General features: G+C 71.6%; 24 protein-coding genes. 16 read left to right on the top strand and 8 right to left on the bottom strand.

Annotated features, from left to right (window positions below):
• The first annotated feature begins 113 nt into the window (after positions 1-113).
• On the top strand, positions 114-617 hold the full coding sequence (locus FB471_RS32630; protein WP_142003659.1) for a metallophosphoesterase family protein: 504 nt from the start codon (positions 114-116) through the stop codon (positions 615-617).
• 10 nt (positions 618-627) lie between these two features.
• The gene (locus tag FB471_RS32625; protein ID WP_142003658.1) at positions 628-1,638 is read left to right on the top strand and encodes a PHP domain-containing protein; all 1,011 of its coding nucleotides are present in this window, start codon (positions 628-630) and stop codon (positions 1,636-1,638) included.
• A gap of 220 nt (positions 1,639-1,858) precedes the next feature.
• On the opposite strand, the gene FB471_RS32620 is transcribed toward FB471_RS32625, so the two are convergent.
• Positions 1,859-2,485 (bottom strand): TetR/AcrR family transcriptional regulator, encoded by a 627-nt coding sequence (locus FB471_RS32620; protein ID WP_142003657.1) that lies wholly within the window; start codon positions 2,483-2,485, stop codon positions 1,859-1,861.
• 127 nt (positions 2,486-2,612) lie between these two features.
• On the opposite strand from FB471_RS32620, the gene FB471_RS32615 reads away from it, so the two are divergent.
• The 7 genes from FB471_RS32615 to FB471_RS32585 all read left to right on the top strand — a co-directional run bounded on the left by FB471_RS32615 (position 2,613) and on the right by FB471_RS32585 (position 8,867).
• A complete protein-coding gene (locus FB471_RS32615) occupies positions 2,613-4,133 on the top strand; it encodes a flavin-containing monooxygenase (protein WP_142003656.1) in 1,521 nt (506 codons plus the stop codon).
• On the top strand, positions 4,130-5,005 hold the full coding sequence (locus FB471_RS32610) for an SDR family oxidoreductase (protein WP_142003655.1): 876 nt from the start codon (positions 4,130-4,132) through the stop codon (positions 5,003-5,005). The genes FB471_RS32615 and FB471_RS32610 overlap by 4 nt, the downstream gene beginning before the upstream one ends.
• A gap of 82 nt (positions 5,006-5,087) precedes the next feature.
• Positions 5,088-5,906 carry an SDR family NAD(P)-dependent oxidoreductase gene (locus tag FB471_RS32605; RefSeq protein ID WP_142003654.1) on the top strand — a complete coding sequence of 273 codons (819 nt, stop codon included), beginning with the start codon at positions 5,088-5,090 and terminating at the stop codon, positions 5,904-5,906.
• A gap of 94 nt (positions 5,907-6,000) precedes the next feature.
• Positions 6,001-6,186: a hypothetical protein gene (locus FB471_RS32600; protein WP_142003653.1), complete on the top strand. Its 186-nt coding sequence runs from the start codon at positions 6,001-6,003 to the stop codon at positions 6,184-6,186.
• Positions 6,183-7,514, top strand: a complete 1,332-nt coding sequence (locus FB471_RS32595; RefSeq protein WP_142003652.1) for an NAD(P)/FAD-dependent oxidoreductase — start codon at positions 6,183-6,185, stop codon at positions 7,512-7,514. The genes FB471_RS32600 and FB471_RS32595 overlap by 4 nt, the downstream gene beginning before the upstream one ends.
• Before the next feature lie 65 nt (positions 7,515-7,579).
• A complete protein-coding gene (locus FB471_RS32590) occupies positions 7,580-7,873 on the top strand; it encodes a WhiB family transcriptional regulator (RefSeq protein ID WP_142003651.1) in 294 nt (97 codons plus the stop codon).
• Between the two features lie 19 nt (positions 7,874-7,892).
• On the top strand, positions 7,893-8,867 hold the full coding sequence (locus FB471_RS32585; protein WP_142003650.1) for a TIGR03557 family F420-dependent LLM class oxidoreductase: 975 nt from the start codon (positions 7,893-7,895) through the stop codon (positions 8,865-8,867).
• Positions 8,868-8,892: 25 nt separating this feature from the next.
• Here the strand turns inward: FB471_RS32585 and FB471_RS32580 are convergent, their stop codons facing one another.
• The 5 genes from FB471_RS32580 to FB471_RS32560 all read right to left on the bottom strand — a co-directional run bounded on the left by FB471_RS32580 (position 8,893) and on the right by FB471_RS32560 (position 11,806).
• Positions 8,893-9,195, bottom strand: a complete 303-nt coding sequence (locus FB471_RS32580) for a DUF202 domain-containing protein (RefSeq protein ID WP_142003649.1) — start codon at positions 9,193-9,195, stop codon at positions 8,893-8,895.
• The gene (locus FB471_RS32575; RefSeq protein ID WP_246076833.1) at positions 9,192-9,554 is read right to left on the bottom strand and encodes a YidH family protein; all 363 of its coding nucleotides are present in this window, start codon (positions 9,552-9,554) and stop codon (positions 9,192-9,194) included. Before FB471_RS32575 ends, FB471_RS32580 begins: the two co-directional genes overlap by 4 nt.
• Positions 9,555-9,616: 62 nt before the next feature.
• On the bottom strand, positions 9,617-10,063 hold the full coding sequence (locus FB471_RS32570) for a GtrA family protein (protein WP_142003647.1): 447 nt from the start codon (positions 10,061-10,063) through the stop codon (positions 9,617-9,619).
• Between the two features lie 48 nt (positions 10,064-10,111).
• The gene (locus tag FB471_RS32565) at positions 10,112-10,570 is read right to left on the bottom strand and encodes an STAS domain-containing protein (RefSeq protein WP_170221075.1); all 459 of its coding nucleotides are present in this window, start codon (positions 10,568-10,570) and stop codon (positions 10,112-10,114) included.
• Between the two features lie 450 nt (positions 10,571-11,020).
• Positions 11,021-11,806 (bottom strand): ANTAR domain-containing protein, encoded by a 786-nt coding sequence (locus tag FB471_RS32560; protein WP_142003645.1) that lies wholly within the window; start codon positions 11,804-11,806, stop codon positions 11,021-11,023.
• A 199-nt stretch (positions 11,807-12,005) separates the two neighbouring features.
• On the opposite strand from FB471_RS32560, the gene FB471_RS32555 reads away from it, so the two are divergent.
• Entirely contained in the window at positions 12,006-12,317 is a 312-nt protein-coding gene (locus FB471_RS32555) for a HesB/IscA family protein (RefSeq protein WP_142003644.1), read from the top strand.
• Positions 12,318-12,397: 80 nt separating this feature from the next.
• On the opposite strand, the gene FB471_RS32550 is transcribed toward FB471_RS32555, so the two are convergent.
• Both FB471_RS32550 and FB471_RS32545 read right to left on the bottom strand, forming a co-directional pair.
• Positions 12,398-13,528 carry a glycerate kinase gene (locus FB471_RS32550; RefSeq protein WP_246076832.1) on the bottom strand — a complete coding sequence of 377 codons (1,131 nt, stop codon included), beginning with the start codon at positions 13,526-13,528 and terminating at the stop codon, positions 12,398-12,400.
• A complete protein-coding gene (locus FB471_RS32545) occupies positions 13,525-14,496 on the bottom strand; it encodes a 2-hydroxyacid dehydrogenase (protein ID WP_142003643.1) in 972 nt (323 codons plus the stop codon). Before FB471_RS32545 ends, FB471_RS32550 begins: the two co-directional genes overlap by 4 nt.
• A 154-nt stretch (positions 14,497-14,650) precedes the next feature.
• Here FB471_RS32545 and FB471_RS32540 point away from each other — a divergent pair, with 154 nt between their 5' ends.
• The 6 genes from FB471_RS32540 to pcaC all read left to right on the top strand — a co-directional run bounded on the left by FB471_RS32540 (position 14,651) and on the right by pcaC (position 18,987).
• The gene (locus FB471_RS32540) at positions 14,651-15,460 is read left to right on the top strand and encodes a CoA transferase subunit A (RefSeq protein WP_142003971.1); all 810 of its coding nucleotides are present in this window, start codon (positions 14,651-14,653) and stop codon (positions 15,458-15,460) included.
• Between the two features lie 156 nt (positions 15,461-15,616).
• On the top strand, positions 15,617-16,372 hold the full coding sequence (locus FB471_RS32535; protein ID WP_142003642.1) for a CoA-transferase subunit beta: 756 nt from the start codon (positions 15,617-15,619) through the stop codon (positions 16,370-16,372).
• A gap of 141 nt (positions 16,373-16,513) precedes the next feature.
• Positions 16,514-17,251, top strand: a complete 738-nt coding sequence (gene pcaH, locus FB471_RS32530) for a protocatechuate 3,4-dioxygenase subunit beta (RefSeq protein ID WP_246076831.1) — start codon at positions 16,514-16,516, stop codon at positions 17,249-17,251.
• The gene (gene pcaG / locus FB471_RS32525) at positions 17,248-17,787 is read left to right on the top strand and encodes a protocatechuate 3,4-dioxygenase subunit alpha (RefSeq protein ID WP_142003640.1); all 540 of its coding nucleotides are present in this window, start codon (positions 17,248-17,250) and stop codon (positions 17,785-17,787) included. Before pcaH ends, pcaG begins: the two co-directional genes overlap by 4 nt.
• Positions 17,780-18,577: a 3-oxoadipate enol-lactonase gene (gene pcaD, locus FB471_RS32520; RefSeq protein ID WP_246076830.1), complete on the top strand. Its 798-nt coding sequence runs from the start codon at positions 17,780-17,782 to the stop codon at positions 18,575-18,577. The genes pcaG and pcaD overlap by 8 nt, the downstream gene beginning before the upstream one ends.
• On the top strand, positions 18,574-18,987 hold the full coding sequence (gene pcaC, locus FB471_RS32515) for a 4-carboxymuconolactone decarboxylase (RefSeq protein ID WP_142003639.1): 414 nt from the start codon (positions 18,574-18,576) through the stop codon (positions 18,985-18,987). Before pcaD ends, pcaC begins: the two co-directional genes overlap by 4 nt.
• Positions 18,988-18,992 lie beyond the last annotated feature (5 nt).

The following is an 18,992-nucleotide window of genomic DNA, read 5'->3' as shown; positions in this document are numbered from 1 at the left end:
TCGGGTGACGTGCGGTTCTACCGAGAGGTTGTGCCCCGGTGCCCGCGCGGGGCCCAACCGTTACCCGCTCGCGATCTGAGCCGGCCGCCCCGTACTGCTCTATGGTCGGAGCCATGCGGCTGCTCATCATGGCCGACACCCACGTGCCGAAGCGTGCGCGTGCGCTGCCCACCGTCCTGTGGCAGGAGGTGGCGGCCGCCGATGTCGTGGTGCACGCGGGTGACTGGGTCGAGGACGGGTTGCTCGACGAGCTCGAGCGGCGGGCGGCCCGGCTGGTCGGCGTGTTCGGGAACAACGACGGGCCGGAGCTGCGGGCGCGGCTGCCCGAGCTGGCCAGTGCGGACCTGGCCGGGCTGCGGCTGGCCGTTGTGCACGAGACCGGCCCGGCCAAGGGCAGGGAGCAGCGGTGCGCACGGGATTTCCCGGACACCGATGTGCTGGTATTCGGGCACAGCCACATTCCGTGGGACAGCGTGGCCGAAAGCGGGCTACGGTTGCTCAACCCGGGTTCGCCGACCGACCGGCGGCGGCAGCCGCACTGCACGTATCTCACCGCGCGGGTGGCGCACGGCGAACTGACCGAGGTCGAGCTGCATCCAGTGGACCGCACGGGGTGAGGTGACCACGGTGGACCCGGCAGCGGCCCTGCGGAGAGTGGCCTTCGAACTGGAACGCGCCCGCGAGCCCACCTACCGGGTGCGCGCGTTCCGGCGGGCCGCCGCGGTGGTGGACGGGATGACCGCCGAACGGCTGGCCGAACGCGCCGCCGCCGGGAGGCTGACCGGGCTGGCCGGCATCGGCAGGACCACCGCGGCGGTGATCGCCGACGCACTCGAGGGCCGGGAACCCGAATACCTTTCCGGCCTGCTGGCGCGGGCCGAGCAGCCACCCGCCGAGGGTGCCGAGCTGCTGGCGGCCCTGCGCGGCGACTGTCACACCCACTCCGACTGGTCCGACGGCGGCAGCCCGATCGCCGAGATGGCCGAAGCCGCACGTGACCTCGGACACGAGTGGATGGTGCTCACCGACCACTCGCCCACGCTGACCGTGGCGAACGGGCTGTCCGCCCAGCGGCTGCGGGCACAGCTCGACCTGGTCGCTGAGGTCAATCGGGAGCTGGCGCCGTTCCGGCTGCTCACCGGGATCGAAGTGGACATCCTGCGGGACGGGACGCTGGATCAGGATCCCGAGCTGCTGGCCGAGCTGGATCTCGTGGTCGCCAGCGTGCACTCCAAGCTGCGGATGCCGAAGCGGGAGATGACCGAACGGATGCTCACCGCGCTCTCCCAGCCACGGGTCAACGTGCTGGGGCACTGCACCGGGCGGCTGCTCGGCGGGCGCGGTACCCGGCCCGAGTCGGCCTTCGACGCCGACCGGGTGTTCCAGACCTGCCTGGACAACGACGTGGCGGTGGAGATCAACTCCCGCCCGGAGCGTCTCGACCCCCCACGCAGGCTGCTACGTCGCGCGGTGGAGCTCGGCTGCCGCTTCGCGATCGACAGCGACGCGCATGCCCCCGGCCAGCTCGCCTGGCTGCCCTACGGGTGCGCCAGGGCGAGCGAGTGCGAGGTCGAGCCGGGGACCGTGCTCAACACGTTCGGCGCGGACGAGCTGCGGGAGTGGGCCCGGAGCCACTGAGAGCCTGTTCCTGAACTGGACTTTTGCTGCTCAAGGCGAGTGGAAGAACTCGCGCGGCGACACCCCACGGGCGGCGAGGCCGGGCGCATGGCCCGTGAAGGTGACGTTTCGTGCCGGAGTCCGAGCCCGGCCGAGCCGACCGTGACGCGAGTTTGGGAACAGCCACTGAGCGGCAACGCGCCGTGCGCCGGAACCGGCCGGTCCCGACCTCCTTGGCCGTTCACGGCTCGATTCCCGGCGGGCCGCCCACTCGGTCCACTCGGTTTCCGGCGAAGATGCGGATCACCTCGGGCAGCACGTGCACCGGGATGCCGGGGTCGATCGCTCGTTGTACGCCCAGCCCGATACCGAGACTGAGCAGGGCCGTCGCACAGTCGCCTGCCGGCATCGGCAGGGTGATGCCGAACCGCTCGGCGTGACCGTCCAGCAGCCCGGCGATCGCGTCGCGGATGGCCTTGTCCCGCACCGCCAGCTCGTGCCGCAGTGCCCGGTCGTGCCGCGCGTTGGTCGCGAACTCCACCTCCAGCGCCGTCCATGCCTCGTCCCCGATGCTGCGTTCTGCCCAGGACTGGAAGGCGGTCAGCAACTGTTCCACGGTTTCCGCGCCGGTGAGCGACTCGGACATCATCGTGGCCTGCTCGGCGTGGATGGTGTCCAGCACGGCGAGGCAGAGTTCGTCCTTGTTCCGGAAGTTGGAGTACACCGCGCCCTTGGAGTACCCGGCCGCCTCGGCGACCTTCTCCAGCGAGGTCACCGAGTAACCCTCGGCGAGGAACAGCTCCTTCGCGGTCGCGACCAGCTGCTCCCGGGTACGGGCCTGGCTTTCCGCGCGGGTGAGTCGAGCCATGCACCCACTCTATGCCTTCCCGGTATCGGGATACCGCCGGTCTTCGATCTTCGCGCAAGGGGTACCGCTGGTACTGAGATACTGTTAGTCTCCAAAATTGGCGGTTATCCGAACGATGGGGTTCTTGATGGCGGAACGTAACGGCACGCGGGTCGAGCAGCGGCACTTCGATGTGGTCGTCATCGGTGCGGGAGCCTCGGGCATCGGAGCGGCGATCCGGCTGCGGCAGGAGGGCATCACCGACTTCGTGGTCCTGGAGAAGGCGGATGAGCTCGGCGGAACCTGGCGGGACAACACCTACCCCGGCTGTGCCTGCGATGTGCCCTCCGCGCTGTACTCGTACTCGTTCGCGCCCAACCCGGAGTGGACCCGAGCGTTCGCGAAGCAGCCGGAGATCCGGGCCTACCTCGCCGACACCGCGCGCCGTTACGGCGTGACCGGCCACCTCCGGTTCGGCACGGAGGTGCGGCGGGCGCAGTGGAACGGCGACCGCAAGCGGTGGGAGCTGCGGACCTCGGGCGGTGAGCTCACCGCGCGGATCGTGCTCGCGGGTGCCGGGCCGTGGCATGAGCCGCGGGTTCCGGACCTGCCCGGACTGGAAGGGTTTCCCGGCGAGGTCTTCCACTCCTCGCGCTGGAACCACGACTACGACCTGGCCGGCAAGCGGGTCGCCGTGGTGGGTACCGGGGCATCGGCGGTGCAGTTCGTGCCGGAGATCCAGCCGAAGGTGTCCCGCCTGCACCTGTTCCAGCGCACCGCGCAGTGGGTGCTGCCCAAGCCGGATCACTACGTGCCCAAGCTGGAACGGTGGCTGCTGCGGCGGTTTCCCGCGACGCAGCGGGCCCTGCGGGCCGCGGAGTACGCCGGGATGGAGGCGCTCGGACTGGGTTTCCGGCACCCGTGGATCCTGCGCCGCCTGCAGCATGTCGGGCTGTTGAACCTGCGCAGGTCGATCCGGGACCCACGGCTGCGTGCCGCGCTCACCCCGGACTACACCTTGGGCTGCAAGCGGCTGCTGCTGTCCAACAACTACTATCCGGCGCTCGCGAAGTCCAATGTAGATGTTCATCCGACGGCGGTCCGTTCGATCGAGGGGAGTCGGGTGCTCGGCGCGGACGGCAGTGAGTCCGAAGTGGATGCGATCATCCTCGGCACCGGGTTCCGCATACTGGACATGCCGGTGGCGGCCAAGGTGTTCGACTCGGCAGGGCGCAGCCTCGAGGAGCACTGGCAGGGCAGCCCGCAGGCCTACCTCGGCACCACGGTGAGTGGCTTCCCGAATGCCTTCCTGCTGCTCGGGCCCGGCCTCGGCACCGGGCACTCCTCGGCGTTCATGGTCATGGAGGCCCAGCTGTCGTACGCCATCTCGGGAGTGCGGCGCATCCTGCGCGCGGGATGGTCCGAGGTGGACGTCCGGCCGGAGGCGCAGCAGGCTTACAACGACCAGCTGCAGCGGGCGCTGGCCGGTACCGTCTACAACGCGGGTGGCTGTTCCAGCTACTACCTGGATGCCAACGGGCGCAACAGTTTCAGCTGGCCATGGTCCACCGGGCGGATGCGCAGGCGGTTGCGTGAGTTCGACCCGGCCGCCTACGCGATCACCGCTCCGGGCTCGGCCGAGCCCGCGCCGGCCGAGGTGTCCGGATGAGGGTGGGGCGCGGCGGATACCCGCCGATCGACCTGGCGGGGGCCGTCGTGCTGGTCACCGGCGCCGGTCGCGGTATCGGCAGGGCCACCGCCGAGGCCTTCGCGGCCGGCGGCGCCACCGTCTGCCTCGGCGACCTCGACCTGCCGGCCGCCGAGCGGGTCGCGGCGGGACTCGGTCGCGGCGCCGGTGCCTGGCGGGTTGACGTCACCTCCCGTGCGGAGTTCGCCGACTTCGTCTCCGGCGTGCTGGACCGGTTCGGCCGGATCGACGTGCTGGTGAACAACGCCGGGGTGATGCCGCTCGGCGGCTTCCTCGCCGAGTCCGACGCGACCAGCAGGCTCACCATGGACGTCAACGTGTGGGGCCTGATCCACGGCCTGCGGCTGGTGCTACCCGGGATGATCGACCGCGGGCGGGGGCATGTGGTCAACGTCGCCTCGATGGCGGGCAAGATCCCGATCCCCGGCCTTGCCGTCTACAACGCCAGCAAGTTCGCCGCCGTCGGGCTGACCGCGGCGGTGCGCAGGGAGTGCGCGGGCAGCGGGGTGAGCGTGAGCGCAGTGTTGCCGAGCGCGGTGCGTACCCGGCTTTCCTCCGGGGTGCCACTCGGCCGGGGCCTGCCGACCGTCGACCCGCCGGATATCGCGGCGGCCGTGCTCGCGAGCTGCCGCAGCCGCAGGGCCGAGATCCCGGTGCCGCGTTACCTGGCCGGCTGGGATCTGCTGGCCGCGGTGACCCCGGAGCGGGTGCTGAACCTGGCCCGCCGGATCGTCGGCGACGACCGGGGGCTGACCTCGACCGACGCGGCCGGTCGCGCCGAGTACGAGCGGGGCGTGGCCGACCAGGCACACGCCCATGATCGGGCCGGTTGACACCCCGGGGTCCGGCTTGGATAGTACTCCCAGTACCGGTTACCGGTGGTAACACTAACCTCGAGGTGGAGGGCGAGAGAGCATGAAGGACTTCGGGGGCAAGGTCGCGGTGATCACCGGGGCGGGCTCGGGCATCGGCAGGGCACTCGCGCTCGACCTCGCCGCCCGTGGCGCCCGACTTGCGGTGTCCGATGTGGACTCGGTGCGGATCGCCGACACGGCGGCACACTGCGAGAAGATCGGGGCCGAGGTCCGCTCCTACCGGCTGGATGTCGCGGATCGCGCGGCCGTGCTGGCACACGCCGAGGATGTCGCGGCCGACTTCGGCACGGTGAACCTGGTGGTGAACAACGCCGGTGTGGCGCTGACCTCCAGTGTGGCCGAGATGGAGTGGGAGCATCTCGACTGGCTGATGGGCATCAATTTCTGGGGTGTGGTGCACGGCACCAAGGCGTTCCTGCCGCACCTGACGGCCTCCGGCGACGGGCATCTGGTGAACGTCTCCAGCGTGTTCGGCTTCATCGGGGTGCCGACGCAGGGCGCGTACAACGCGGCCAAGTTCGCCGTCCGCGGGTTCACCGAGGCGCTGCGCCAGGAGATGCTGCTCGAGCGCGGCCCGGTGCGGGTGAGCTGTGTACATCCCGGCGGGATCAAGACCAACATCGCCCGCGACTCGCGGGGCCTGCAGGGCGCCGAAGCGGCGAAGGCGGTCCGCGCCTTCGACGGGGTGGCGCGGACCAGCCCGGAGGCCGCGGCCGCCGCTATCGTGCGGGGTGTCCAGCGCAACCGTGCCCGGATCCTGATCGGTGCGGACGCCCGGATCATTGACCTGCTGCCGCGCGTGCTCGGCGCGGGCTACCAGCGTCTCGTCACCCTCGGCGCCCGCCGCCTGCTCCCCTGAGCGTCCGTTCCTGAACCGGGCCGCGTCGCGTGTTTCGCGGACGGGCATCCACCCGGCGGGATTGGGGGAGCGGCGGGCTGGGTATGGCTGGCGTATGGATCCGACACGTGACCAGCAGCCGGAAGCCGACGTACTGGAGCAGGAGCGACTGCCGGTGCCGGAGGAGCCCGATCCGGCGGAGGTGGAGGTCCCGCTGGAGGCCGAGCCCGCCGACGTCGCCGAGCAGGTGCCCGAGGCCGAGGACCCGGACGCGGGCGAAGAGGGAGTGACCGGCCGATGAGCCGCGCCACCGCCGGTACCGCCACCAGGATCGTGATCATCGGCGGCGGCTACGTCGGGATGACCGCGGCCCGCAGGCTGCGGGCCAAGCTGTCCCGGCACGAGGCGGCCATCACCGTGGTCGATCCCCGGTCCTACATGACGTACCAGCCGTTTCTCGCCGAGGCCGCCGCGGGTTCGGTGGAACCACGGCATGTCGTCGTTCCGCTGCGCGAGGTGCTCACCGGCTGCCAGGTGATCTGCGGGGAGGTCACCGGGATCGACAGCGGGCGCCGGTCGGTGACGCTCCGCGTTCCGGACGGGCACACCGAACAGCTTGGCTACGACCTGCTGGTGGTGGCGCCGGGATCGGTGTCCAAGACGATGCCGGTACCCGGCCTCGCCGAGCACGCGATCGGCTTCAAGACCCTCGAGGAAGCCATCTACCTGCGCAACCACGTACTGTCCCGGTTGGACGCGGCGTCCAGCACGCTGGATCCGCGGCTGCGGCGGAGCCTGCTGACCTTCACGTTCGTCGGCGGCGGCTACGCGGGTATCGAGGCCATGGCCGAGTTGGAGGACATGGCCCGGCACGCGTTGCCGTACTACGACGACCTGCGGGCCGAGGACATGCGGTGGGTCCTGGTGGAGGCGATGGACCGGATCATGCCCGAGGTCAGCGCGCCGCTGGCCCGGTACACCCTGGACCGGCTCGCCGAACGCGGGTTCGAGTGCTACCTGAACACCACCATGACCTCGACGGAGAACGGCCACGTGGTGCTGGACAACGGCGTGGAGTTCGACGCGGACACCGTGGTGTGGACCGCGGGGGTGAAGCCGAGCCCGATGCTGGCGGACACCGATCTCCCGCTGGACGAGCGGGGCAGGGTGCGGTGCTCGGCCACACTGGCCGTGGAGGGGGCGCCGGGCGTGTTCGCCGCGGGTGACTGCGCCGCCGTCCCGGACCTGACCAGTAAGGACCCGGACGCGGTCTGCGCGCCCTCGGCGCAGCACGCCGCCCGCCAGGCCAAGCGGTTGGCGCGCAATGTGATCGCCCTGCTGCACGGCGGCACGCAGCGCCGGTACCGGCACTCCTACGCCGGCTCGGTGGCCAGCCTGGGGCTCTACCGCGGGGTTGCCGAGATCTACGGGGTGAAGCTGAGGGGAGTCCCCGCCTGGGCGCTGCACCGGGGCTATCACCTGGCCACCATGCCCACCGCGCACCGCAAGGCGCGCATCGCCGCCGACTGGGCGCTGTCCCTGCCGTTTCGCCGGCAGATCGTCGCGCTCGGCGAGCAGCACGAGCCGCGTAAGGAATTCGTCCGCGCGGGTGGTGAGCGGGAGGTGTGATCCACTCGCTCGCCGGGTACTCCGGACGCATCGAATGCCCGCCAGCGACCGCGGAGGTGATCCCCATGGCGGACACGTCCCGGCTGCCGACTCCCGTCGCGGAGACCTGGGAGTGGCAGCGCCACGGCAACTGCCGCAATCTGGACAGCGCGGTGTTCTTCCACCCGGACGGTGAACGTGGCGTCGCGCGGACCGATCGGGTCGCCAGGGCCAAGCGCGTCTGCCGGACCTGCCCGGTCATCGTGGAGTGTCGGCACCACGCGCTGACCACGCGGGAGCCCTTCGGGGTCTGGGGCGGGCTGGACGAGACCGAGCGGCGCGAGGCGATTGTCCGGCGCAAGCGTTTGCCCGCCGCGTGAGCCATGAGGGGGATATCCGATGCGGTTCGGCTACACGTTGCTGACCGAGCAGGCCGGCCCGCGTGCCCTGGTGTCGCATGCCGCCGGGGCGGAACGGGCGGGCTTCGACTTCGAGGTGATCAGCGATCACTACTTCCCCTGGCTGGACGAGCAGGGGCACTCGCCGTACGCCTGGAGCGTGCTCGGCGCGGTCACCCAGGTGACACAGCGGGTCGGCCTGATGAGCTTCGTGACCTGCCCACTGCTGCGCTACCACCCGGCGGTGGTCGCGCAGAAGGCCGCCACCGTGTCGCTGCTGTCCGGCGATCGCTTCACCCTGGGGCTCGGCGCGGGGGAGAACCTGAACGAGCACGTGGTCGGCGGCGGTTGGCCCCCGGCGAACGTGCGGCATGAGATGCTGACCGAGGCACTGGACATCATCGGCGAGCTGTTCGACGGCGGGCAGGTCAACTACGTGGGCAGGCACTACCGGGTGGACTCCGCCCGGCTGTGGGACCTGCCGGAGGTCCGCACACCGATCGGTGTCGCGGTCTCCGGTGCCCAGTCGGTCGGCCGGTTCGCCCCGCTCGCGGACGCGCTGATCGCGGTGCAGCCGGAGGAGCGGCTGTGCCGGGACTGGGACCGGGAACGTTCCGAGCTGGGCCAGGAACACTCCCGCAAGATCGCGCAGCTACCGGTCTGCTGGGATCCGGACCCCGACACCGCGGTGCGCCGCGCGCACGAGCAGTTCCGGTGGTTCGCCGGTGGCTGGAAGGTGAACGCCGAGTTGCCCGGACCGGCCTCCTTCGCCGGCGCGACCCGGTTCGTGACCGAGCGGGACGTCGCGGAGAGCATCCCGTGCGGCCCGGACGTCGAACCGATCGTGGCCGCCGCTCGGCCGTTCGCCGAGGCCGGGTTCACCGACCTGGCGCTGGTCCAGATCGGCGGGGACCACCAGGAGAAGTTCCTCGACTTCGCCGAGTCCACCCTCTTGCCGGCGCTGCGCGGACAGTAGGGCACGGCGTACGGCCGAGGCACGGCTACGACAGGGACAGCAGCGCGGCCAGCGCGGTGAGCAGCACCAGCGCCGCCACCGTGCCGGCCTGCCCGCGGCCCGGTGGTCCCGGCGCGCGGTCCTCGCGGAGCCCACGGGCACGCCGCCTGCCGATCACGACCATCGCGACCGTGCCCGCGGCGGCGAGCGCGGTGGGCACGGTCGCCGTGCGCCAGCCCTCCTGCGCGGCGGCGTGCGCGAGCAGCAGGGTGCACGCCGCCGAGGCCAGTGCGGTGCGTTGCCAGGCCAGCCCGGTCCGCTCGGGTTGCAGCCCGTCCGGGGCGGTCATCCGGCCACCACGAGTACCGCGGCGAACGCCGTGATCACCAGGACCCCACCGGCCAGCACCAGGATCAGGTGACCGCGCGGCAGCGGCCGCCCGCGGCGCATGGCCCGTTGCGCGTTCCGCCAGCGGGGGTAACTACCCGCGGCGAGTACCGCGGCCAGTGCGACGCAGAGCGCGGCCAAGGCCGTGCGCGCCCCGGGCACGGCGAGGTCGGGGACCAGCTGGTGCACGGCCACCCCGCCGGCGAGCAGGCCGAGTGCGGTGCGGATCCAGGCCAGGAAGGTGCGCTCGTTGGCCAGGGTGAACCGGTAGTCCGGCTCGGACTCTTCCTGCTCTTCGGGCTCCTCCTGCTCTGCTGCCACGACCGTCGAGTGTAGACATCCGGTTCCGGTGCCCGGCCGTCGCGCTCGCCCGGGGCCGGAGGTCATCCCCGGAGGAAGACCCAGGACCGCAGGGCGAGAAACCGGATGACGCCCCCGGCGAGGCTGGCCGCGGCGACCGCGACGGACTCGGCCACGGCCCCTGCCTGCGGGGCCACCGCGTGCAGGGTGAACAGCACCGCGGCGCCGTAGCCCGCGTAGAACGCGAAGGTGAGCACGGCCTGCAGGTAGCGGCGGCCGGTAGGACTCGCCGCCCCGGCGAAGGTCACCCTGCGGTGGAACTCGGTGTTGGCCAGTGTGGTCACCGCGATCGCCAGCAGGTTGGCCGGATGCGACCCGAGCGGTTGCCGCAGCGCCAGGAACAGCAGGGCCTGCAGGCCGGTGGTCGCCGCTCCCGCCGCCACGTACCAGGCGGCATGCCTGCCGAACTCCCGCCGCGCCGGGGCGGCGGAGTGCTCCTCGCCGCCGTGCGCCGGGATCGCCACTGCCATACCGAAAAGGTATGTCTACTGTGGATCTTTGGGAACCTGCCGGGCCGGTCAACCGCTGTGACGTGTACCGCCCGCCGACCGGACCGCGGCCATCGCGGCGTCCACGGTGGGGTAGGCGGGTACCAGGTTCAGGTAACCGGTGGCCTCCAGCGGTCGCAGCACGGCACGGCCACTCGCGGCCACGGCCCAGCGGACGTCCTCCCGGGGCGGGTTGCGCGCGAGGTCGACAAGGATGGAGATGCCGGCCGAGCCGAGGAACTCCACCCCGTCCAGATCGAGCACCAGGCCCCGGCCGTGTTCGGGAACGAGATCGACGCAGCGTCGTAGCCCGGGGGCCGAGGCGATGTCGATGTCGCCATGGAGTCGGGCGAGCAGTATGTCGTACCCACGCCGCTCGACGTCGACGTGCAAGCCATGCAGGCGGATGGCCTGCCGCTCCTCGTCGCGGTGTACTCGTTCGGCTACCGCGGATGTCTCGGCTACATCGGGTGTAGTGGTGGTCCGCACGGTTAGCTCCCTCCAGCTGGCACGTGAGTGAGGCGAGGAAGCGGGGCCGTCATCATCTGCCACACGAGAGGTGACCGGTCGCCAACGACCACTGGGAAGGAGATGCGGTGGGCCCGCTCCCTTCGGCTGGTTGCTCAACCGTGACCCCCACGTTACGGAAGGCCTCCGAGCTCGGCAACCACTCCTTCGGGCGAGAACGATCATGTCTCGGCCAGGAGCTGGTGACGAAGGTGCCTGACCGGCGTGATGCGTGGGCGCGCGTCCTGTGTCTTATTCCGCGGTCGGGTTATTCAGGTCCGTAGTGTGCGTCACTACTGCTGTAACCTGCAACGACCTCCCGCCCGTCGCCCACCGCCACCCACACGGTGGCGCTGCGCGCCGCGGTGACCATGGGCCTGGCGGCCCGCGGTCGCTGGGTCGTTCTGAATAACCCTCCTTGAACCGCGCTTCTCAACCGGAGTCCAACGCCGCCCACATTCGGTTCGCGGCATGCCTGGCCTTGTTCCCCGCGGGTTCGACCGTTCCCTTGGCACCCAGCAACTCGGAAGGGGCCTCCTCGGCGGGGGCGTCGCCGACCAGTTCCACGGTGGCCACCGCGAGGTCGCGCAGCTTCACGTTGAAGTGCTGGCTGGCCACGACCAGGGAACGGAAGGCCGTCTCGGCGTCACAGCGGCACGCGGCCATGATCATCCCTTTGGCCTGCTCGATGATCCGCCGGTGCTCGACCATCTGGACGAGCTGGTCGGCGCGCAGCACCTCGTCCGAGCAGTACTCCACCAGGGCCGCGGACATGGCCAGCATGGGCTCTACCTGTTCGATCGTGCGAAGGTCCGTGGCGGTGGGCTCGTGGTCGAGGTAGAGCGTGAACACGATCGGCCCCTCGTCGTCCCAGCTCCCCGCCACCGCCCTCGCGGCCAGCGGTGATGGCCCGTCCGGGCGCGCGGCCACCGCGGCCGCGAGCTCCGGCCAGCGCTCGTCGGTGGCGAGGTCGGCGGAGGACACGGCTTCCTGCTCGCGCGCGGCATGCGTGGTGGGGCCACAGTCCAGTTCCCGCTGCAGGCGGTCGAATTCGGCGGCCACTCCGGAGGAGGCCAGCAGGCGCGGTTCCGCCGCCGCGGTGCACAGCCCCGCGCCGAGGCAGCCGGCGATCTCGCCGCGAAGGTAGTCGAGCAGGGTGGACAGCAGTTCCGGGCCGAGGCGGAGCCGGGCGGCCGGCGCGAGGTCGCCGTTGGTCACGGACGAGAGCTTAGCGGGGCCGCCGCGCGTGCCCGCGCAGACGTGGGACGTTTCCGCTGCGTGACCAGGATGGCTCTCCGGCCGAGGCCGTGACCTGCGATGGCGCGATTAGTCTCGCCCACCCCGAGCGCCCGACGTAACCCACCCCTACCGTGGGGGTGGCACAGCGCAACGACCGCGACCGAAGGGAAGGTCGAACATGCTTGCCATGACCGACGCGGCCGCCGAGGCGATCAGCGCCCTCACGGCACAACAGGAGAACTCGGGGCTGCGTTTCTCGGTTCAGGCTCAACAGGACGCCGGGGCCCAGCTCGCACTCTCCGTGGCCAACGAGCCCGAGGACGGCGACCAGGTGCTCGGTACCGAGGGTGGTGCCAAGGTGTTCCTCGAGCCGCAGGCCGCCGAGTTCCTCGACGACAAGGTGCTCGATGTCCAGCAGGACGACCAGGGGCAGCTCAACTTCGCCGTGATGCAGCAGGCTTCTGCGGACGGTGACCAGCCGGCTCAGTAGCCGGAGGTGGGAAGTCGCCGGCACGTTCCCCTGCCACCAGGAAGCTTGCGGCGACTTCCCACCGAGACTTCCCACCGAGGTCAGCGGGCGAGCCAGGAGCGCAGCAGGGTCGCGGTCTGTTCGCGCAGCAGCGGGTAGGCGGCACGCTGGGCGTGCTCCGCCGATGGGGCATGGTCGACCAGCGCACGGCTGGCCGCGATACCCGCCGCGGCCAGTTCGGCCTCGCCGAGCAGCACGCGCCCGGCGACGGCCAGCACCGGCACCTCTCGCTCGCCCGCCCTGGTGGCGATCCCGGCAGGTGCCTTGCCGTCGAGGCTCTGCGCGTCGAGCGAGCCCTCGCCGGTGATCACCAGGTCGGCCTCGGCCAGCGCCGCGGCGACCCCGGTCAGCTCGACGACCAGGTCGAAGCCGGACTCGGCGGTGGCGCCCAGGCCCGCCATGGCGCCTGCGGACACCCCGCCGCCCGCGCCCGCGCCCGGTATCGCGGCGACCGGGGGAGCCCCGGCCGCGACCAACGCCCGTGACCAGGCCGCCAGCGCGGCGTCCAACTCGGCGACCTCCGCGGGTCCCGCGCCCTTCTGCGGGCCGAACACGGCCGCGGCACCGCGCTCGCCCAGCAGCGGGTTGGTCACGTCGGTGGCCACCCTGACCTCGGCGCCACCGAGCCGCCGGTGCACCTCGCCGAGGTCGACCTTCCGGACGGCTCCCAGCGCGCCGCCGCCGAGGTCGATCGGCCCGCCCGCGTCGTCCAGGATCTCCGCGCCCAGTGCCCGCAGCATGCCCGCGCCCCCGTCGGTGCTGGCCGTTCCACCGACGGTGAGCACCAGCCCGCGCGCGCCGCCATCCAGCGCGTGCGCCACCAGCTCGCCGACCCCGCACGTGTGCGCCGCCAGCGCGACCTGTGGCGACGGGGTCACGTACTCGATGCCGCAGGCCCGGGCGGACTCCAGGTAGGCCGTGCCGTCCAGCACCACGTACCAGGCGTCCACCGGATCGTCCAGTGGCCCGCGGACGCGGAGGTCCACCCGGTGCCCGCCGGCCGCCAGCAGGACATCCAGGGTGCCCTCCCCGCCGTCGGCGACCGGGCACAGCGTCACCACGGCGTCCGGCAGCGCGTCCCGCACGCCCGCACCGATGGCCTCGGCCGCCTCGACGGCGGTCAGGCTGCCCTTGAACTTGTCCGGCGCGACCACCACCCTCGGCCCGGTCACGGGCGGACCTCCGTCAGCGGGCCGTTCCCGGCCAGTACCGAGGCCACGTTGCGGGCGGCGAGCAGGGCCATCTCGGTCCTGGTCTCCACCGTCGCCGAGCCGAGATGCGGGGCGAGCGCGACGTTGTCCAGCTCCAGCAACCGTGGCTCCACCTCGGGTTCGCGCTCGAACACGTCCAGGGCGGCGCCCGCGATCACCCCGCCCTCCAGCGCGTCGGCCAGCGCCCGCTCGTCGACGACCGGCCCGCGGGTGGTGTTCACCAGGAACGCGCCCGGCTTCATCGCGGCCAGCGCGCCCGCATCGATCAGATGCCGGGTCCGCGGGGTCAGCGGGCAGTGCAGGGACACCATGTCGGCGGTGCCGAGCAGGCTCTCCATCGACAGGAACCGCGCGTCGAGTTCGGCTTCCAGCTCCGGGGCGGCGCGCCCGCGGCCGGTGTAGTGGATCCGCATGCCGAAGGCGCGCGCCCGGCGCGCTACCGCCGTGCCGATCTGGCCCAGCCCGACGATGCCCAGCGACTTGCCCTGCAACCCGGTGCCCAGCATGAAGCCCAGGTTGAACTCCCACGGCCGGCGTGCCCGCAGCAGCCGCTCGCCCGCACCCAGCCTGCGGGTGACCGCGAGCAGCAGGCCGAAGGTGAGATCGGCGGTGGCGTCGGTGAGCACCCCCGGGGTGTTGGTCAGGATCACCTCGCGCGCGCCGAGCGCGGGCAGGTCCACGTTGTCGTAGCCGACGGCCACCGTGGAGACCACGCGCAGGTTGGCGCCCGCGGCGTCGGCGAACGCGCCGTCGATGCGGTCCTGCAGGGTGCTCACCACGCCGTCGGCGCCCGCGACGACCTCGTGCAGTTCCCCCGGTGGCAGCTTCCGGTCCGGATCCGGTGCCCACACCTCGCCCGCTTCGTGCAGCACCTTCATCGCGGGCTCCGCTATCGCCCTGGTCACCACGATCTTGGGTGGCTTCGTCATGCAGGCAACGTAGCCACTCGATGGGGCGGAAATCCAGGGTGCGATCCGGCTTCGCGTTGACGACCACCTACGCTCACGCTATGTTCGACAAGAGAACTGATGTGCGCATCGCGAACTACTGGTGGTGCGGAACAGCCGACCGAACGGGGTGACCATGGCCGAGGTCATCGGCTTACGAGAGGCCGTCGCCGAGCTGGTGCGGGACGGCGACACGGTGGCGATGGAGGGCTTCACCCACCTGATCCCGGTGGCGGCCGGGCACGAGATCATCCGCCAGCGGCGGACCGGCCTTGCCCTGGCGCGGATGACCCCGGACATCGTCTACGACCAGCTGATCGGCGCGGGCTGCGCGAGCAAGTTGATCTTTTCCTGGGGTGGCAACCCCGGGGTCGGCTCGCTGCACCGGTTCCGCGACGCAGTGCAGAACTCCTGGCCGGTGCCGCTGGAGATCGAGGAACACAGCCATGCCGGGATGGCGAACCGGTACGTGGCCGGTGCCTCCGGGTTGCCGTTCGCGGTGCTGCGTGGTTACACCGGCACCGACCTGCCCGAGCACACCGACACGATCAAGCCGGTCACCTGCCCGTTCACCGGCGAGCGACTGACCGCCGTGCCCGCGCTCAATCCGGACGTGACCATCGTGCACGCCCAGCGTGCGGACCTGGCGGGCAACGTGCAGCTGTGGGGGATCACCGGGGTGCAGAAGGAGGCCGTGCTCGCGGCGAAACGGTCGCTGGTCACCGTGGAGGAGGTGGTCGGGGAGCTGCCGCCACGGCCGGGGGCGATCGTGCTGCCCGCGTGGGCGGTCACCGCGGTCGCCGAGGTTCCGTTCGGGGCACGCCCCTCCTACGCGCAGGACTACTACGACCGGGACAACGAGTCCTACCAGGCCTGGGACGCGATCAGCAGGGACCGCGCCGAGTTCGGCCGGTGGCTGCGGGAGCAGGTAGGAGCCGAGGTATGAACACCGAAGGCGACGCCGAGCGAGCATCGCAGGTCCGGCCAGCGGGCCGAGGAGCGCGGCGAGTAGGAGCCGAGATATGAACACCGAAGGCGACGCCGAGCGAGCATCGCAGGTCCGGCCAGCGGGCCGAGGAGCGCGGCGAGTAGGAGCCGAGATATGAACACCGCCTACACCGCGGACGAGATGATGAGCGTGGCGGCGGCGCGGGCGCTGCGCGAGGGGAGCTCGTGCTTCGTGGGGATCGGGCTGCCGAGCACGGCGGCCAACCTGGCGCGCAGGCTGCACGCGCCGAATCTCACCCTGGTTTACGAGTCGGGTTGTCTCGGTGCCAAGCCTTCCCGCCTTCCACTGTCCATTGGGGACGGTGAGCTGGCCGAGACCGCGGACGCGGTGGTGAGCGTGCCCGAGGTGTTCAACTACTGGCTGCAGCCGGGGCGGATCGATGTCGGTTTCCTCGGCGCGGCCCAGCTGGACCGCTTCGGCAACATCAACACCACGGTGATCGGCGACTACGGTGCCCCGAAGGTGCGCCTGCCGGGCGCGGGCGGCGCGCCGGAGATCGCGGCCTCCTGCCGTGAGGTGTTCGTGGTGCTACGGCAGGGTGCCCGTGCCTTCGTCGACGAGGTCGACTTCGTGACCTCCTTCGGGCACGGTTCCGGCAGGGGAGACCGGCGGCGGCTCGGTCTGCCGGGCGCGGGGCCCACGCTGGTGATCACCGATCTCGGCATGCTGCGTCCCGATCCGGACACCGCCGAGCTGACCCTCACCGAAGTGCATCCGGGGATCGAACCGGAGCAGGCGCGCGCGGCCACGGGCTGGCCGTTGCGGGTGGCCGAGGACCTCGCGGTGACCCCCGCGCCCACCGAGTGGGAGTTGAGCGTGCTGCGCGAGTTGAAGAAGGTGAGCGCATGAGAGAGAGCGTTCGAGAACCGCTGGTACCTGCGGTGGTGAGTGGAGGAACGCGCGTTCGGCGGAGCCCACGAGCGGGGAGGCGGGCGCATGAACTGCGGAGGTGATGGTCGTGACGGGAGTCCGAGCCCCGCCGAGCCGATCGTGTCGCGCGTTTCCAGACAAGCACTGAGACTGCCTGCCTACCGGCGTGATCCCGAGGGAACGCACCCTCCGCTGGATTCCCCGGCATACCGCTCCACCGCGCTGCGGCACCCGAAGCGGCCGCTGGTGCTGTTGCCGCAGCGGCTCACCGAGGTCACCGGGCCGCTGCTCGGCCCAGGGCGGATCGGCCCGCAGGACAACGATCTGACCCGGCAGCACGAGGACGAGCCGGTGGGGCAACGGATCCTGGTGCACGGGAGACTGCTGGACGGGGACGGCGGCCCGGTGCGCAACTCGCTGGTGGAGATCTGGCAGGCCAACGCGGCCGGACGTTACCGGCACATCGGGGACCGCTGGCCCGCGCCGCTGGACCCGAACTTCGACGGCGTCGGTCGCACGCTCACCGATGACGAGGGCAGGTACGAGTTCCTCACCGTCAAGCCGGGCGCCTATCCCTGGGGTAACCACGACAACGCCTGGCGGCCGGCGCATATCCACTTCTCGGTGTTCGGCTCGGCGTTCACCCAGCGGCTGGTCACCCAGATGTACTTCCCGGACGATCCGCTGTTCGACCAGGACCCGATCTTCAACTCCGTGCCGGACCCGAAGGCGCGGGAGCGGATGATCTCCCGGTTCGACCTGAGCCGCACGGTGGAGTCCTGGGCGCTGGCCTTCGAGTTCGACATCGTGCTGCGGGGCAGGGAGGCCTCGGTGTTCGAGGACGAGGAGGACGAGTGAACCTCGGGAGTACTCCCTCGCAGACGGTGGGGCCGTTTCTTTCCATCGGGCTGCCGTGGACGGACGGGCCCGCGGTGACCGCGGACGAGGGCGCGGACACGGTGTGGATCAAGGGGGTCGTGTCCGATGGCGCGGGTGAGCCGGTCCCGGACGCGCTGGTGGAGACCTGGCAGGCCGACCGGGATGGACGTTTCGACCACCCGGACGACCCGCGCGGGGCGGTGCCGGGGTTCCGCGGCTTCGGCCGCTGCCCCACCGAACCGGACGGCAGCTACGCCATCCGCACCGTGCTGCCGGGTGCGTTGCCGGGGCAGGCCCCGCATATCGACGTCTCGGTGTTCGCCCGCGGCCTGCTGCAACGCGTGGTGACCAGGATCTACTTCCCCGAACACGCCGAGCAGCACCGTACCGACCCGGTGCTCGCCGCGGTTCCGGCCGGGCGCAGGGACACCCTGATCGCCGTGCCCACCGCGGGCGGTTACCGGTTCGACGTGCGGTTGCAGGGCGAGGGCGAGACGGTCTTCTTCGATGTCTGATCCGATGCGTGGCCCTGTCGTCGTGCACCACCGTGCCGAGGGGCCACCAGCGGGCGAGGTAGTGGTCCTGAGCGGGTCGCTGGGCAGCGACCTGCGGATGTGGGAACCGCAGGTGGAACCGCTGGTGGCGGCGGGGTTCCGGGTGGTGCGCTACGACCATCGCGGGCACGGCGGCTCCCCTGCGCCGCCCGGCCCGTACTCGATCGCGGAGCTCGGCGGCGACCTGCTCGCGCTGCTGGACCGGATCGGCGCCGGGCGCGCCCACCTCGTCGGGGTCTCGCTCGGCGGCATGACCGGCATGTGGCTGGCCGCGCACGCTCCGGCCAGGGTGTCCTCGCTGGCCTTGTGCTGCACCTCGGCCTGCCTGGGCCCGCCGCGGATGTGGGCCGAGCGCGCCGCCACGGTGCGGGCGGACGGCACCGGCGCCGTGGCCGAGGCGGTGGTGGGTCGCTGGGTCACCGAGGCCCACGCGCGGGCGGACCCGGGACTGGTGGCGTTCCTGCGGGAGCTGGTGGCCGCCACCCCCGCCGAGGGCTACGCCTCCTGCTGCGCCGCGATCGAGCGGATGGACCTGCGTCCCGAACTGCGAGCCATCACGGCTCCGACGCTGGTCATCGCGGGGGAGCAGGACCAGGCCACCCCGCCGGAGCACGGCGAGCTGATCGCGCGGGAGGTGCCGGGCGCCCGGCTCGAACGGGTCCCCGGCGCCGCGCATCTCGGCAACCTGGACCGGCCGGATCGTTTCACCGAACTGATCGTCGAACATGTCAAGGGAGCGAGCCAACCGTGACGGACCGCTACCAGGCCGGGATGAACGTGCGCAGGGAAGTGCTCGGCGACGAGCATGTGGACCGATCCGTCGCGAGCACCACGGAGTTCACCGCGCCGTTCCAGGAGTACATCACGCACGCCGCCTGGGGTTCGGTGTGGACGAGGCCGGGGCTGGACCGGCGCACTCGTAGCTGCATCACCCTCGCGCTGCTTGCCGCCCTACGCTGCGAGGACGAGCTCGCCATGCACGTGCGGGCGGCCGTGCACAATGGACTCAGCTCGGCCGAGATCGGCGAGGTGCTGCTGCACACCGGCGTGTACGCGGGTGTGCCCGCCGCGAACACCGCGTTCGCCGTCGCCAACCGGACGCTGGGCGAGCTGGGTGAACCGGCCGCGCGCCGTCGCGAGCCCGAGCGGGACCCCGGCTAGAGTCA

Origin of the sequence: Amycolatopsis cihanbeyliensis, assembly GCF_006715045.1 — a bacterium.
In the GTDB taxonomy this organism is placed as follows: Bacteria; Actinomycetota; Actinomycetes; order Mycobacteriales; family Pseudonocardiaceae; genus Amycolatopsis; species Amycolatopsis cihanbeyliensis.
This window is presented reverse-complemented; position numbering and strand designations above follow the sequence as displayed.